Source organism: Dyella sp. 2HG41-7, assembly GCF_021390675.1.
Taxonomy (GTDB): Bacteria; Pseudomonadota; Gammaproteobacteria; order Xanthomonadales; family Rhodanobacteraceae; genus Dyella_B.
Genome location: NZ_JAJEJV010000004.1, coordinates 3,025,382 through 3,038,801, shown reverse-complemented (window position 1 = coordinate 3,038,801; position 13,420 = coordinate 3,025,382). Strand labels below are relative to the sequence as shown.

At 61.4% G+C, this 13,420-nt stretch carries 15 protein-coding genes; all 15 read left to right on the top strand.

Features of this window, described 5'->3' with window-relative positions:
* The first annotated feature begins 88 nt into the window (after positions 1-88).
* The 15 genes from fabD (at position 89) to L0U79_RS14910 (ending at position 13,407) form a co-directional block, all read left to right on the top strand.
* On the top strand, positions 89-1,036 hold the full coding sequence (gene fabD / locus L0U79_RS14980; RefSeq protein WP_233843054.1) for an ACP S-malonyltransferase: 948 nt from the start codon (positions 89-91) through the stop codon (positions 1,034-1,036).
* Positions 1,037-1,082: 46 nt separating this feature from the next.
* On the top strand, positions 1,083-1,823 hold the full coding sequence (gene fabG / locus L0U79_RS14975) for a 3-oxoacyl-ACP reductase FabG (protein WP_233843053.1): 741 nt from the start codon (positions 1,083-1,085) through the stop codon (positions 1,821-1,823).
* 299 nt (positions 1,824-2,122) lie between these two features.
* Entirely contained in the window at positions 2,123-2,362 is a 240-nt protein-coding gene (gene acpP, locus L0U79_RS14970) for an acyl carrier protein (protein ID WP_233843052.1), read from the top strand.
* Between the two features lie 198 nt (positions 2,363-2,560).
* Positions 2,561-3,799, top strand: coding sequence for a beta-ketoacyl-ACP synthase II (gene fabF, locus L0U79_RS14965; protein WP_233843051.1), 1,239 nt, complete (start codon positions 2,561-2,563; stop codon positions 3,797-3,799).
* Between the two features lie 269 nt (positions 3,800-4,068).
* Positions 4,069-5,418 carry an aminodeoxychorismate synthase component I gene (locus L0U79_RS14960; RefSeq protein WP_233843050.1) on the top strand — a complete coding sequence of 450 codons (1,350 nt, stop codon included), beginning with the start codon at positions 4,069-4,071 and terminating at the stop codon, positions 5,416-5,418.
* Entirely contained in the window at positions 5,418-6,233 is an 816-nt protein-coding gene (gene pabC / locus L0U79_RS14955) for an aminodeoxychorismate lyase (protein ID WP_233843049.1), read from the top strand. The genes L0U79_RS14960 and pabC overlap by 1 nt, the downstream gene beginning before the upstream one ends.
* Complete coding sequence (mltG, locus tag L0U79_RS14950) at positions 6,230-7,270, top strand: endolytic transglycosylase MltG (protein ID WP_233843048.1); 1,041 nt, start codon at positions 6,230-6,232, stop codon at positions 7,268-7,270. The genes pabC and mltG overlap by 4 nt, the downstream gene beginning before the upstream one ends.
* On the top strand, positions 7,267-7,902 hold the full coding sequence (tmk, locus tag L0U79_RS14945; protein WP_233843047.1) for a dTMP kinase: 636 nt from the start codon (positions 7,267-7,269) through the stop codon (positions 7,900-7,902). Before mltG ends, tmk begins: the two co-directional genes overlap by 4 nt.
* A complete protein-coding gene (holB, locus tag L0U79_RS14940) occupies positions 7,899-8,834 on the top strand; it encodes a DNA polymerase III subunit delta' (protein WP_233843046.1) in 936 nt (311 codons plus the stop codon). Before tmk ends, holB begins: the two co-directional genes overlap by 4 nt.
* The gene (locus L0U79_RS14935) at positions 8,834-9,745 is read left to right on the top strand and encodes a PIG-L deacetylase family protein (protein ID WP_233843045.1); all 912 of its coding nucleotides are present in this window, start codon (positions 8,834-8,836) and stop codon (positions 9,743-9,745) included. The genes holB and L0U79_RS14935 overlap by 1 nt, the downstream gene beginning before the upstream one ends.
* A 103-nt stretch (positions 9,746-9,848) precedes the next feature.
* On the top strand, positions 9,849-10,202 hold the full coding sequence (locus tag L0U79_RS14930; RefSeq protein ID WP_233843044.1) for a PilZ domain-containing protein: 354 nt from the start codon (positions 9,849-9,851) through the stop codon (positions 10,200-10,202).
* 298 nt (positions 10,203-10,500) lie between these two features.
* Positions 10,501-10,857 (top strand): NADH-quinone oxidoreductase subunit A, encoded by a 357-nt coding sequence (gene ndhC, locus L0U79_RS14925; RefSeq protein ID WP_233843043.1) that lies wholly within the window; start codon positions 10,501-10,503, stop codon positions 10,855-10,857.
* Complete coding sequence (locus tag L0U79_RS14920; RefSeq protein ID WP_233843042.1) at positions 10,848-11,405, top strand: NADH-quinone oxidoreductase subunit B; 558 nt, start codon at positions 10,848-10,850, stop codon at positions 11,403-11,405. Before ndhC ends, L0U79_RS14920 begins: the two co-directional genes overlap by 10 nt.
* An 11-nt stretch (positions 11,406-11,416) precedes the next feature.
* A complete protein-coding gene (locus tag L0U79_RS14915) occupies positions 11,417-12,145 on the top strand; it encodes an NADH-quinone oxidoreductase subunit C (protein ID WP_233843041.1) in 729 nt (242 codons plus the stop codon).
* Positions 12,146-12,147: 2 nt separating this feature from the next.
* Positions 12,148-13,407, top strand: a complete 1,260-nt coding sequence (locus L0U79_RS14910; protein WP_233843040.1) for an NADH-quinone oxidoreductase subunit D — start codon at positions 12,148-12,150, stop codon at positions 13,405-13,407.
* The last annotated feature ends 13 nt before the right edge of the window (positions 13,408-13,420 follow it).

Genomic DNA, 13,420 nt, shown 5'->3' with positions numbered 1-13,420 from the left:
TGCCCCACGTCGCGCGCAGCCGAATACGGCTGCGTACGTCGCGCTTTGATGGCACCATTTCGTTTTTATCGGTGGACTGCGCCCGTTCATGACTCAATCGTCCGCATCGCTCGCTTTCGTTTTTCCCGGCCAAGGTTCGCAATCGGTCGGCATGCTTGCCGATTTGGCGGCCGCTCACAGCGACGTGAAAGCCACGTTCGACGAAGCCTCGCAAGGCGCAGGCGTCGATCTGTGGGCGCTTAGCCAGCAGGGTCCGGAAGATCAACTCAATCGCACCGAAAATACGCAGCCGGCCTTGCTTGCCGCGAGCGTGGCGGTGTGGCGCGTATGGCAGAAACTTGGCGGCGCGCAACCTGCGCAATTGTCCGGGCACAGCTTGGGCGAATACAGCGCGCTGGTTTGTGCAGGCGCGTTGTCGCTACACGATGCGGCGGCCCTGGTGGCCGAGCGCGGACGCTTGATGCAGGCCGCTGTGCCCCCCGGCGTCGGCGCGATGGCGGCGATCTTGGGCGGCGACGATCAGCAGATCGCTGCGGTGTGCGAAGAAGTTGCGCAAGGGCAAGTTGTTGCACCCGCGAACTACAACTCACCCGGACAGCTTGTGATTGCCGGCAACGCGGAAGCGGTCGATCGCGCGTTGGCGAAGCTCGCCGAGCAAGGTATCAAGAAGGCGGTGAAATTAGCCGTTTCCGTTCCGTCGCACACCGCGTTGATGCGCGAAGCGTCGGACAAGTTGGGCGAGCGCATGGCGTCTATCGCGTGGCAGTTGCCGACGATTCCTGTCGTGCAAAACGCCGAAGCGCGCAGTTACGCATTGCTGGAAGACATTCGCGGCGCGCTGCAGCGTCAGCTCTATTTGCCCGTGCGTTGGACCGAGTGCGTGCAAGCGCTGGTGGCCGGCGGCGCGACGTGCATTGCCGAATGCGGTCCGGGCAAAGTGTTGGCGGGTCTGATCAAGCGCATCGACAAGAGCGTTGAAGCGCGCGCGATCGGTACGCCTGTCGAACTCGAAGCCGCGCGCAACGAGTGGACTTGAAGCTTCTTTCATCATCGAATCTCGCTTCACCCAAGGACATCGAAGAATGAGCACACTGCAAGGTGAAATCGCACTGGTCACCGGCGCCAGCCGCGGTATCGGCGCAGCCATCGCCGACGAACTGGCGGCCATGGGCGCTACCGTTATCGGTACGGCGACCAGTGAATCGGGCGCGGCGGCGATCGAGGCGCGGCTCGCTCCTCACGGCGGTCATGGACGTGTACTCAATGTGACGGACGCGTCATCGTCCGAAGCCTTGATCGACGATATCGCCAAGCAATTCGGCGCAGTGTCGATTCTGGTTAACAACGCCGGCATCACGCGCGACCAACTGTTGTTGCGCATGCGCGACGAAGACTGGCAGGCCATCCTCGATACCAACCTTACGTCGGTCTATCGCATGTCCAAGGCGGTGATGCGCGGCATGATGAAAGCGCGCAAGGGCCGCATCATTTCCATCGCATCGGTCATCGGACTTACCGGCAATCCGGGGCAGGCCAATTACGCCGCGGCGAAAGCGGGCATCATCGCGTTCTCCAAATCGCTGGCGCGCGAAATCGGCTCGCGCGGCATCACGGTCAATGTGGTGGCGCCGGGCTTTATCGACACCGACATGACGCGCGGCTTGCCGGAAGAATCCAAGCAGGCGCTACTGGGTCAGATTGCTCTGGGTCGTCTGGGCGAGCCCGGCGATATCGCCAAGGCCGTTGGCTTCCTGGCCTCGTCGGCGGCGGGCTATATCACCGGCGAGACTTTGCACGTCAACGGCGGCATGTATATGCCCTGAGATCGGGCTTTCTCAAGCAGGCATGCTTGAAAAGGACCGGGCGGGCACAAGTTCCAGCCGGAAGATTCGCCGTTTCGTTTGAAACCCGGCGATTTGCTAGAAGTTGGTTAAACCGAAAAAAAGTCGTCACGGAGCCCGTTTTGGGCGACAATCGGCGCTTTCACGCCGCGCAACACCCGTGGCGGTTTGTATTTCTGGCATATAATTGGCGGCTTCGCGGCTTAGCCACTACAATGCCGCAGACTTTGCCGGTGGAAAAATCGGCAAGACGAACATATCCCTTGGGAGGCACACGCAACATGAGCACCATCGAAGAACGCGTCAAGAAAATCGTCGTCGAGCAACTTGGCGTGAAGGAAGACGAGGTTCAACCGAACTCTTCGTTCGTTGACGACCTCGGCGCGGATTCGCTGGACACGGTTGAATTGGTGATGGCGCTCGAAGAGGAATTCGAAACCGAAATTCCCGACGAGGAAGCCGAAAAGATCACCACCGTGCAGCAGGCCGTCGATTACATCAAGGCTCACACCAAGGAGTAATCCTCGTGGCGGGGCGAGTCACATCGCGTCCCCTGCACCACGTAGCGATATCGGAAGCTGCGCCATCTCGGCGCAGTTTTCGTTTCTGCAATTTGCAACGTCCGATCCCGTATGGTTTGCGTGATCGGCGCGCATCGCGATTTGCGGAAGGTGATGCCTGAGGGCTGATCTTTCCCGAACCAGCAAGGAATTCGATCCATGAGCAAACGACGTGTGGTAGTGACCGGCATGGGCATCATCTCGCCGGTCGGCAACGACATCGCCACCGCCTGGAACAACATCCTCAAGGGCGTCAGTGGTATTGGCAACGTTACGCACTTCGATGCATCGACGTATGCCACGCGCATCGCCGGTCAGGTGCGCGATTTCGATCCGGTGCAGTGGATCGCCCCGAAAGATGTCAAAAAAATGGACCCGTTCATCCACTACGGCATCGCCGCGGGTACGCAAGCCCTGCGCGATTCCGGATTGGAAATTACGGAAGCCAACGCGCCGCGCATTGGCGTGGCGGTGGGCGCCGGCATCGGTGGCCTCAATACCATCGAAGACACCTCCATCGATTTGCACGAAAAAGGTCCGCGACGCGTGTCGCCGTTCTTCGTGCCCAGCTCGATCATCAACATGGTGTCGGGCAATCTGTCGATCATGTTCGGTCTCAAAGGTCCGAACATCGCGTGCGTCACTGCATGCACCACCGCCACGCACAACATCGGTCTGGCGATGCGCATGATTCAGTACGGCGACGCGGACGTGATGGTGGCCGGCGGTTCCGAATTCGCGACCACGGGCACGGCGATGGCGGGCTTCTGCTCGGCCAAGGCGATGTCCACGCGCAACGACGAACCCACCAAGGCGAGCCGTCCCTGGGATAAGGATCGCGACGGTTTCGTGTTGTCCGACGGCGCCGGCGTGCTGGTGCTCGAAGAATACGAACACGCCAAAGCGCGCGGCGCGAAAATCTACGCCGAGCTGGTCGGCTTCGGCATGAGCGGCGACGCTTTCCACATCACCGCGCCCAGCGAGGGCGGCGAAGGTGCGGGACGCTGCATGGACTCGGCGCTGCGCGACGGTCAGATCAATCCGTCCGACGTGCAATACATCAACGCGCACGGCACCTCCACACCGTTGGGCGATCTCGGCGAAGTGCTGGCAGCCAAGCGCGTGTTCGGCGATCACGCGTACAAGTTGGCGATGAGCTCCACCAAATCCACCACCGGACACCTGCTGGGTGCGGCGGGCGGCGTGGAAGCCATCTTCACCATCCTCGCGATGCGCGATCAGGTGTTGCCGCCGACGATCAATCTCGATGAACCGGGTGAAGGCTGCGATCTTGATTTCGTGGCGAACACGGCGCGCGAGGCGAAGATCGATATCGCCATCTCCAACTCGTTCGGCTTTGGCGGTACCAACGGTACGATCGCATTCCGTCGCATCTAGGGATGCTCTGATCAATGCTACGTAGGCGGCATGATGTCCAGAAGGCTCGCAGGGTGTGTTGCGCGGCGCAGGGCAGACTGGCCGTCTGTTCAAGCCGCGCGGCGCAGCCTGCGAGCCTTCTGGACATCACCCTACGGGCCGGCTTTGTCCGTCCGCGTGCCTTCGGCCCATCGTCTCGACAGACAGCCAGTCTGCCTTCGCCGATGGTCCTGTGGCCTGCGAACGAACAAAGCCGGTGACGCCTGCGTAGCATTGTCAGAGCATCCCTAGTGACCTGCGCAACTCGTACTCTTGCCGGCCGGCGCGATCTCCTCGCGCCGGCCGCTGCATGTCCGGAGCGCTATCCCGCATTGTTGGAAAGCGTTACGCGCAGTAGCGCGCACGCGCGTTACGACATTTTGTTTGCGTTTCCGCAGTCAACGCTCACGTTGACGTCCGACGGCCTTGTCCACGAACCCGATGGACGTGTGCACTCTGGCCGATTTCTCGATGCGCTGGACGCTGCGTGGCATGCCGAGCGTTTACCCTACGGCGCCGACGATGGACTTCCGTTTCACGGCGGCTGGGTGACGTTGCTTGCTTACGAGCTTGCTGCGGAAATCGAGCCGACGTTGCACCTGCATCATTCGGAGATTCTGCCCGTTGCGTTGGCGATCCGCTGTCCGGCCGCCATCATCGTCGATCACTTGCGCGAGCGTACCGTGTTGGTGGCGGAGGCAGGGCACGATGCATGGCTCGATACGATGGAGGCGGACCTTGCACAGTCGCCGACGATTCCATCGTTAGCGACCCCATCGGCCATCGACGAAGACACGCCATCGCTGTTTCTCGATGGCGTAGCGCGCATTCACGAGCATTTGCATGCGGGGGATTTGTTTCAGGCCAATCTGTCGCGTGCTTGGCGTGCGAAATTTGCCAAAGCGCCAACGGCCGCCAGTCTTTACGCCGCGCTTCGTCGCGCCAATCCCGCGCCCTTCGCAGGATTGCTGCAGCAAAAAGATTGGGCCGTGGTCAGTTCCTCGCCGGAGCGCTTGATCGAAGTGCGGCGCGGCGTGGCGCAAACGCGTCCGATTGCGGGTACGCGGCCACGCGTGGCCGGCGACGATGAGCTGGCGCGTATTCGTGAACTAACGGCGCATCCGAAAGAGCGCGCCGAGCACGTCATGCTGATCGATCTGGAGCGCAACGATCTCGGCCGCGTCTGCAAACCGGGCACGGTCGAAGTGAACGAACTGATGGTCGTGGAAAGTTACGCGCATGTGCATCACATCGTTTCCAACGTGCGCGGAAAATTACGCGATGGCGTGACGCCGGGGCAGGTGATTGCAGCGACGTTTCCGGGCGGCACGATCACGGGTTGTCCCAAAGTGCGTTGCATGGAAATCATCGCATCGCTCGAGGATGCGCCACGCGGCGCTTACACCGGCGCCTTGGGTTACCTGGATCGCAACGGCGATCTGGATTTGAACATCCTCATTCGCACACTCACCTTGCACGACCATGACGTGAGTTTGCGCGCCGGCGCCGGCATCGTGGCCGATTCCGATCCCGTCAAAGAATTGGACGAGACGCGTGCGAAGGCGCGTGGCATGTTGCGCGCTCTGGGAGCGGCCGGCTAATGATGCTGATCGACGGCCAGCTGCGCGAGAGCGTCTCAGCGCTCGATCGTGGGCTGAGCTACGGCGATGGTCTTTTCGAGACGATTCGCTTCGAAGGCAAAGTCGCACCTTTGTGGGCGAGGCATATGCAGCGCCTGGCGATCGGTTGCGAGCGCTTGCGCATGCCGCCTCCGGATAGCGCGTTGCTATGGCAAGAGGCGCAAACGGTTGTCGGGAATCTGCAGCGTTGCGTGCTGCGACTTACCCTGACTCGCGGCGTGGGTCAGCGGGGTTATGCGTTGCCCGATGAAACCTTGCCTACCCGCATTGTTGCGGCGTTTCCGATGCCGGCGATATCGGCAAATCTTTATATCGACGGCATACGATTGTATCGCTGCGAAACGACGCTGGCGGATCAACCGCTGCTGGCCGGCATCAAACATCTCAATCGGCTGGAGCAGGTACTAGCTCGCGTGGAATGGACCGATCCGTCGTTTGCCGAGGGGCTCGTTTGCGATAGCCGTCGGCACGTCGTGTCGGCGACGTCGGCCAATCTTTTCGCCATGATCGACGGCGAACTGACCACGCCATCGGTGGATCGCTGCGGTGTGGCCGGCGTAGCCCGCGCGGCGATATTGGGCGCGTTTCCGGGTTGCCGGGTGCGGGATCTACCGATCGACGAAGCGCTGGGCGCCTCCGAGCTCTTTCTCAGTTCCAGCGTTCGCGGCATTCTGCCGGTTCAGGCCGTGGGCGATACCGTGTACGCTCCCGGCCCAGTCGTCCGCGCGGTGCAGCGGCATTGGCGTGAACTGGGTTTCCCGATGGAGCAGGCATGAATCGTAGCGGTAATCAACACGGTCGCGCGTTTGGGCGGTTCGTGCTGTTCGTCCTGTTAGTGGCGTTCGTCGCCGCTGCGGGTTGGTTCTGGCGCGACTTCAACCGGTTTGCCGTGACGCCGCTGCGCGTTAGCGCGACGGGCGAGAGCATCGATATCGGGCGCGGCACCAGTTTCAAGGACATCGTGCACCAATTGCGCGCCGAAGGATTGACCACCTCCGCGCCGTTCTATTGGCGGCTGTTGGCCGAGCGCATGCACGTCGCCGGTCGACTGCATGCTGGCGAATACGCCGTCACGCCCAGCATTACGCCGGAGCAGCTGCTCGATAACATGGCGCAAGGCAAAGTGATGCAGCGCAATGTCACCATTGTCGACGGTTGGACATTTCGCGACGTGCTGCAATCGCTGTCGAAAGCTGACAAGCTGAAACACGATACGGATGGTCTGGACGACGCAGCGATCATGCAAAAACTCGGTGCGCCGGGCGAGAAACCCGAAGGCCGTTTTTTGCCGGAAACGTATGCGTACGTAAAAGGCGACAGCGATCTGGACGTACTTCGTCGCGCGCACGAGGCCATGACGAAAACGCTAGCTTCGCTATGGGCGCAACGCGATCCTAATGTGCCGCTCCATTCGCCTTACGACGCGTTAATCCTTGCGTCGATTATCGAAAAAGAAACCGGTCGCGCCGACGAGCGTTCGCGGGTCGCTGGCGTCTTTGTTCGTCGTCTGCAAAAGAACATGTTGCTGCAGACGGATCCGACCGTAATCTACGGCATGGGGTCGAGTTACACCGGCAATATCCACAAAAGCGATCTGACGACCGATACGCCGTACAACACCTATACGCGTCCCGGCCTTCCGCCGACGCCGATCGCCATGCCTGGTAAGCCTGCGATCGAAGCGGCGTTGCATCCCGCGCCGGGCGATGCGCTTTATTTCGTAGCGCGCGGCGACGGTACACACATTTTCGCCAGCACGTTGGACGAACAAAATCGCAATGTCGCCTGCTATCAACTGAAGCACTGCAAATGACGCAACGCGGACGTTTCATTTCACTGGAAGGCGGCGAAGGCGCGGGCAAGAGCACCTTGCTCGCCGGATTGCGCGACCATTTGGTGGCGCGAGGCGTAACGCTGTTGCAAGTTCGCGAACCCGGTGGCACGCCATTGGGCGAATCGATTCGCGCGATCGTGCTAGATCCGGCGCATTCGTCGATCAGCGCAGAGAGCGAACTGCTGCTGATGTTTGCGGCGCGCGCGCAATTGGTGCGCGAACGCATCGCACCGGCGCTGGACGCGGGGCAATGGGTGTTGTGCGATCGCTACGTCGATGCAAGCTACGCGTATCAAGGCGGTGGGCGCGGGCAACCGATGGAACGCATTGCCGAACTGGAGCGTTGGGCGTGCGCCGGTTTGAAGCCGGATATGACCTTGCTGCTCGATCTGCCTGTGTCGACGGGGCGCGCGCGTGCCGCGGGTCGTGGCGCGGCGGATCGGATCGAAACGGAAGCGGACGCATTTTTCGAACGTGTACGCGAAACCTATCGTGCGCGTGCGCAAAACGAACCGCAGCGTTTCCGCGTCATCGACGCGAGCGCATCTCCCGACAAAGTTTTGCAAGCCGCGATCGCCGCGACGGAACATTTGTTCGAGGCCGCAGCATGAGCATTCCTTCGTGGCACGCCGAGCTTTGGACGCGTCTGCAAGCACGCCGCCAACGCGATGCGTTGCCGCATGCGTTGTTGTTGTGCGGACCGCAGGGCTTGGGCAAGCGCGATTTTCTCCGCCGTTTTGTGCGCGGGCTGCTTTGCCAACATCCTAACGATGGCGATGCCTGCGGCACGTGCCGCAGTTGCTTGCTGCTCGACGCCGGCACGCATCCCGATTACGTTTCGCTGAGCTTCGGTTTGCGCAAAGACGGCGTGCAGCGTTCGGACATCGTGGTCGATCAAATACGCGAGCTCTCGGCGCGCCTGGCGACGGCCAGTCAGTTCGGTGGTTGGCAAATCGCCAGCATCGATCCCGCCGACGCCATGAACAACGCTGCGGCGAACGCCTTGCTCAAGACGTTGGAAGAGCCAGCCACGCAAACGATGCTGATTCTGGTGGCCGATGCGCCATGGCGTATGCCGGCGACGATTCGCAGCCGTTGCCAGCGCATCGATTTCCAATTGCCCTCGAAAGAGGCATCGTTGGCGTGGCTAAAGAGCCTCGGCGTGAAAGATGCGCAAGTTGCGCTGGACGCGGCGGGCGGCAATCCCGGTCTTGCGCGTAAGTGGGCGGAAGAGGGGGCGCTGACGCAGCGCCAAGACGTTCGCAAAGATCTCGCCGCGCTCGCGTCCGGTCGTGGCGATGCCATGACCATGAGCAAGCGCTGGCTCGATGACGCGCCAGAACAACGCCTATGGTTTGCAGCGCAAGCCGTTGCCGATGAAATTCGCGCGCGTACGACCACGCAATCCGCGCCACTGTCCAGCGTGCTCAGCGGCGAAGAGTTGGCGGCGTGGTACGACGCAGCCAATCGCACGCGCGAAGCATTGCGCGGTCCGTTGCGTGGCGATCTGATGTTGCTGGAATTGCTGGGGCGCTGGCGTTGATGCCATCGTCGTCCGTGTCGGCGCAAACCCGTCTGCTGGTTGTCGCGCCGCATCCGGATGACGAAACGATCGGTTGCGGTCTCTTGCTGCAACAGGTTTTGGCCGCGGGCGGAGCGGTCTGCGTTCTGTTGATGACGGACGGCGACAATAATCCTTGGCCGCAGCGTTACATGGAGCGCCGATTTATCATCGATGCTGCCGCACGCAAACGGTGGGGCATTCGGCGACGCGACGAAGTAATGCGCGCGTTGGCGCAATTAGGCGCCGCTGCGTCCGCGCTGCACCCATTGGGTTGGCAGGACATGGAAATAACGGCGCGCCTTGGCGACGACTTCGTTGGATCCGTTGCGGCATTGCGCGCCGCCGTGCAGACCTTTCAACCGAACCTGATCTGTTGCCCCGCGTTGCGGGACAGTCACCCGGATCACGGCGCAGCGCACGTATTGTGTCGCCTGGCGCTGGCGGGTATGCATCCCGCGCCCACGCTATGGGCTTACCCCGTGCATGGCGCGGCGGATACGTCGGCCTATCCGCTATCGATCGATCCCATACCGGAACAGCAAGAGCGCAAGCTGCAGGCCTTGGCCGAACACCGGACGCAAATGGCGCTCAGCGGGAAACGCATGCATCGCTTGGCGAGCGGTGCCGAGTGTTATGCCGTGGTCGATGGTGCGGTTGGCAGTGGAAAGTTGCCTTGGCGTCCGCCCATGTCCTTGCGGCGCTGGTTGCGCTTGCTGGTCGCCACGCCATCGGGTGTTCGCGATGGGTCCTGGGGGGATGCGCCCTTGGATCGGGATGCGGACGGCGCCTATCGACTGCGAGGCGTGAGCGAAGGGCCTGTCTTTGTGAAGCTCCATCTGGATTGGCCTTCCCCCTGGATCTTCGACCATTGGGGCTGGCAGGCCGTGTGAGGATTGGCTCGCGCTTTGTCGCGCAAACCTTTGCGTGGGCAGGGTGGGGTGGTTACGATGTACCCTCGTCATTCGCCGACAGCGCCGCACGACAGGAGTAGGCATGAACCCGGTCGCCGCCCGCCAGGGCATCATCTCGCTGAAGTTCAAGGACACGGCGTCGCTGTACAACTCGTACATGCCGTTCCTCAAGCATGGCGGCCTGTTTGCCCCCACCGCGCAGCGCTACTCGCTGGGCGACGAGGTGGTTCTGCTGATCAGTTTGATCGACGAAAGCGAGCGGCTCTCGGTGGCCGGCAAGGTGGTGTGGATCACCCCGATCGGCGCGCAAGGTAACCGTACGGCCGGCATCGGCGTGCAATTCAACGATTCGAGCGATGGTGAAGCCGCACGCGGCCGAATTGAATCGCTGCTCGCGGGGGCACTTGGCTCCGAGCGCGCCACGCAGACCATGTAAGTCGATATCGCTCGACTTGGCTTTTCTAAAATCGCTGCGTCAAGACGGTGGCTGCATCGAAGGATCGTGCCAAAGGCATCGATCGCTGCAAATTTATTGCAAGAAATGCCCCATGGTGCGCCACACAAGGCTTGTAGGGCTACCCGTACCCGCTGATACAATATCGTGATCCCCGGGCTCGTCCCGTGGATTGTCGAGCGCCCGCATCCACATGCTGGCAGCCCGCTGATTTGAACTTCCGGACCGTTTGCCCCGACGGTCACTGATGCACTCATGTAGTGCGGAGGTAAGTTAAACCGTGCTCGCCGAATATTGGCCCGTTCTCCTGTTCCTAGCCGTTGCCGCCGGAATGGGAATTGTCCTCGTGGTGCTCGGCCTGCTGGTCGGACCCCGTCGTCCCAGCTCAGAGAAGTACTCGCCGTACGAATGCGGCTTTGAGGCCTTCGAGGATGCGCGCATGCAGTTCGACGTGCGCTATTACCTCCTCGCCATCCTCTTCATCATTTTCGATCTGGAAATTGCCTTCCTCTTTCCGTGGGCGGTGGTGTTCCAGCACATCGGCATCGTGGCGCTCATTGAAATGGGCCTGTTCCTGCTGCTGCTGGTGGTCGGTTTCGCTTACGTGTGGAAGAAGGGAGCGCTGGAATGGGAGTGATCTCCGCCTTAGATCGGGTGATGCACAACCCGCAGCCGTTGAACCTGGTGGACGACATCCTGCGTCCGGCTGGCGACAATCCCGTTATTCAGCGCGGTGTCGTGACGACCAGCGTGGACGCTCTGATGAACTGGGCGCGCACCGGTTCGATGTGGCCGATGACCTTCGGTCTCGCTTGCTGCGCCGTCGAGATGATGCATGCGGGCGCCGCACGCCTGGATCTGGATCGCTACGGCGTGGTGTTCCGTCCCAGCCCGCGCCAGTCCGACGTGATGATCGTCGCCGGCACGCTGGTCAACAAAATGGCCCCCGCGCTGCGCAAAGTTTACGACCAGATGCCCGACCCGAAATGGGTGATCTCGATGGGCAGCTGCGCTAACGGTGGTGGTTACTACCACTACTCCTATTCCGTGGTGCGCGGTTGCGATCGTGTCGTTCCGGTAGACATCTACGTGCCGGGCTGCCCGCCCACGGCCGAGGCGTTGATTCACGGCATTTTGCAGTTGCAAAAGAAGATCCGTCGTACCAGCACCATCGCGCGTTCCTGAAAGGCGTCGTCATGAGCGATACACAATTGAACTCGCTGGCCGAGCGCCTCTCCGCGCGATTTGGCGATATGGTGAAAATCACCGTTTCGCATGGTCAGACCACGGCGGAAGTCGCCGCTTCCAACTTGTTGTCCGTCGCCACCGCGTTGCGCGACGAAGCCGGATTCCGCTTCTCCGAAGCGGTCGACCTGTGCGGCGTCGACTATCTCGGCTACGGCCAGACCGAATGGGACACCACCGACGTGTCCGGCACCGGTTTCTCGCGTGGCGTGGAAGGCGAAGCGCAAGGTCGTTTCACGTGGGCGGATCGTCCGCGTCTGGTGTCGATTCCGCGTCGCTTCGCGTCCGTCGTCCATCTGCTTTCGATCGAACTCAACCAGCGCGTGCGCGTGCGCGTGTTCTGCGAAGACGACAGTCTTCCGATGGTGCCGTCGCTCGTGCATATCTGGCCGGGTCTGAACTGGTTCGAACGCGAGTCGTTCGACTTGTTCGGCATCATCTACGACGGTCACCCGGATCTGCGCCGCATCCTGACCGACTACGGTTTCGTCGGCCATCCGTTCCGCAAAGATTTCCCGCTGATCGGCAACGTCGAAGTGCGCTACGACCCCGAGCAGAAGCGTGTGATCTATGAACCTGTTTCGATCGAACCGCGCGTGCTGGTCCCGCGCGTGATCCGCGACGACGCCGACCTGATTCAGGCCCAGGCGGAAGCCGCCGACCACTGGCGGGAGAATTGAGCATGTCCGCACAAGAAATTCGCAATTACACGATGAACTTCGGCCCGCAGCACCCTGCTGCGCACGGCGTGTTGCGCCTGGTGCTGGAGATGGACGGCGAGACCGTCGTCCGTGCCGATCCGCATATCGGTCTGCTGCATCGTGGTACCGAAAAGCTGGCCGAATCCAAGCCGTTCAATCAGTCGATCGGTTACATGGATCGCCTCGATTACGTGTCGATGATGTGCAACGAGCACGCCTACGTGCTTGCGATCGAAAAGCTGCTGAACATCGAAGCGCCCGTGCGTGCGCAGTACATCCGTACGATGTTCGACGAGATCACGCGCATCCTCAATCATTTGATGTGGGTGGGTTCGAACGCGCTCGATCTCGGCGCGATGGCGGTGTTTCTGTACGCCTTCCGGGAACGCGAAGAATTGATGGACTGCTACGAAGCGGTCTCCGGCGCGCGCATGCACGCCACGTACTATCGCCCGGGCGGCGTGTATCGCGATCTGCCGGGCAAAATGTCCCAGTACCGCGAATCGCCGTGGCACAAGGGCAAGGATCTGAAGCGCCTCAACAGCTGGCGCGAAGGTTCCATGCTCGATTACCTCGACGCGTTCACCACCGACTTCTCGACCAAGGTCGACGAGTACGAAGAACTGCTTACCAACAACCGCATCTGGAAGCAACGCACCGTCGGAATCGGCATCGTGTCGCCGGAAATGGCCCAGCAGTGGGGCATGACGGGTGCGATGTTGCGCGGTTCGGGCATTGCGTGGGATCTGCGCAAGAAGCAGCCGTACGCGAAGTACGCCGAGATGGATTTCGACATCCCGGTCGGCGTCAACGGCGACTGCTACGACCGTTACCTGGTGCGCGTCGAAGAAATGCGCCAGTCCAATCGCATCATCAAGCAGTGCGTGGCATGGCTGCGCGCCAACCCCGGCCCGGTGATGGTGGAAAACTTCAAGGTTGCGCCGCCCAAGCGCGAAGCCATGAAGGAAGACATGGAAGCGCTGATTCATCACTTCAAACTCTTCACCGAAGGTTACGGCGTGCCGGCCGGCGAAACCTACGCCGCGGTCGAAGCGCCGAAGGGCGAATTCGGTTGCTACCTCGTTTCCGACGGTGCGAACAAGCCGTTCCGCGTGCATCTGCGCGCGCCTGGTTTTGCGCATCTCTCGTCGATGGATGCTGTCGTGCGTGGCCACATGCTGGCCGACGCGGTCGCCGTCATCGGCACTTATGACCTCGTGTTCGGCGAAGTCGATCGCTGAGCCCGGAGGATAC

Coding starts and splice junctions, on each gene's coding strand:
- acpP (WP_233843052.1), top strand. CDS start 2,123: ATGAGCACCATCGAAGAACGCGTCAAGAAAATCGTCGTCGAGCAACTT.
- fabG (WP_233843053.1), top strand. CDS start 1,083: ATGAGCACACTGCAAGGTGAAATCGCACTGGTCACCGGCGCCAGCCGC.
- pabC (WP_233843049.1), top strand. CDS start 5,418: ATGATGCTGATCGACGGCCAGCTGCGCGAGAGCGTCTCAGCGCTCGAT.
- mltG (WP_233843048.1), top strand. CDS start 6,230: ATGAATCGTAGCGGTAATCAACACGGTCGCGCGTTTGGGCGGTTCGTG.
- fabF (WP_233843051.1), top strand. CDS start 2,561: ATGAGCAAACGACGTGTGGTAGTGACCGGCATGGGCATCATCTCGCCG.
- tmk (WP_233843047.1), top strand. CDS start 7,267: ATGACGCAACGCGGACGTTTCATTTCACTGGAAGGCGGCGAAGGCGCG.
- L0U79_RS14915 (WP_233843041.1), top strand. CDS start 11,417: ATGAGCGATACACAATTGAACTCGCTGGCCGAGCGCCTCTCCGCGCGA.
- L0U79_RS14910 (WP_233843040.1), top strand. CDS start 12,148: ATGTCCGCACAAGAAATTCGCAATTACACGATGAACTTCGGCCCGCAG.
- holB (WP_233843046.1), top strand. CDS start 7,899: ATGAGCATTCCTTCGTGGCACGCCGAGCTTTGGACGCGTCTGCAAGCA.
- fabD (WP_233843054.1), top strand. CDS start 89: ATGACTCAATCGTCCGCATCGCTCGCTTTCGTTTTTCCCGGCCAAGGT.
- L0U79_RS14920 (WP_233843042.1), top strand. CDS start 10,848: ATGGGAGTGATCTCCGCCTTAGATCGGGTGATGCACAACCCGCAGCCG.
- L0U79_RS14930 (WP_233843044.1), top strand. CDS start 9,849: ATGAACCCGGTCGCCGCCCGCCAGGGCATCATCTCGCTGAAGTTCAAG.
- L0U79_RS14935 (WP_233843045.1), top strand. CDS start 8,834: ATGCCATCGTCGTCCGTGTCGGCGCAAACCCGTCTGCTGGTTGTCGCG.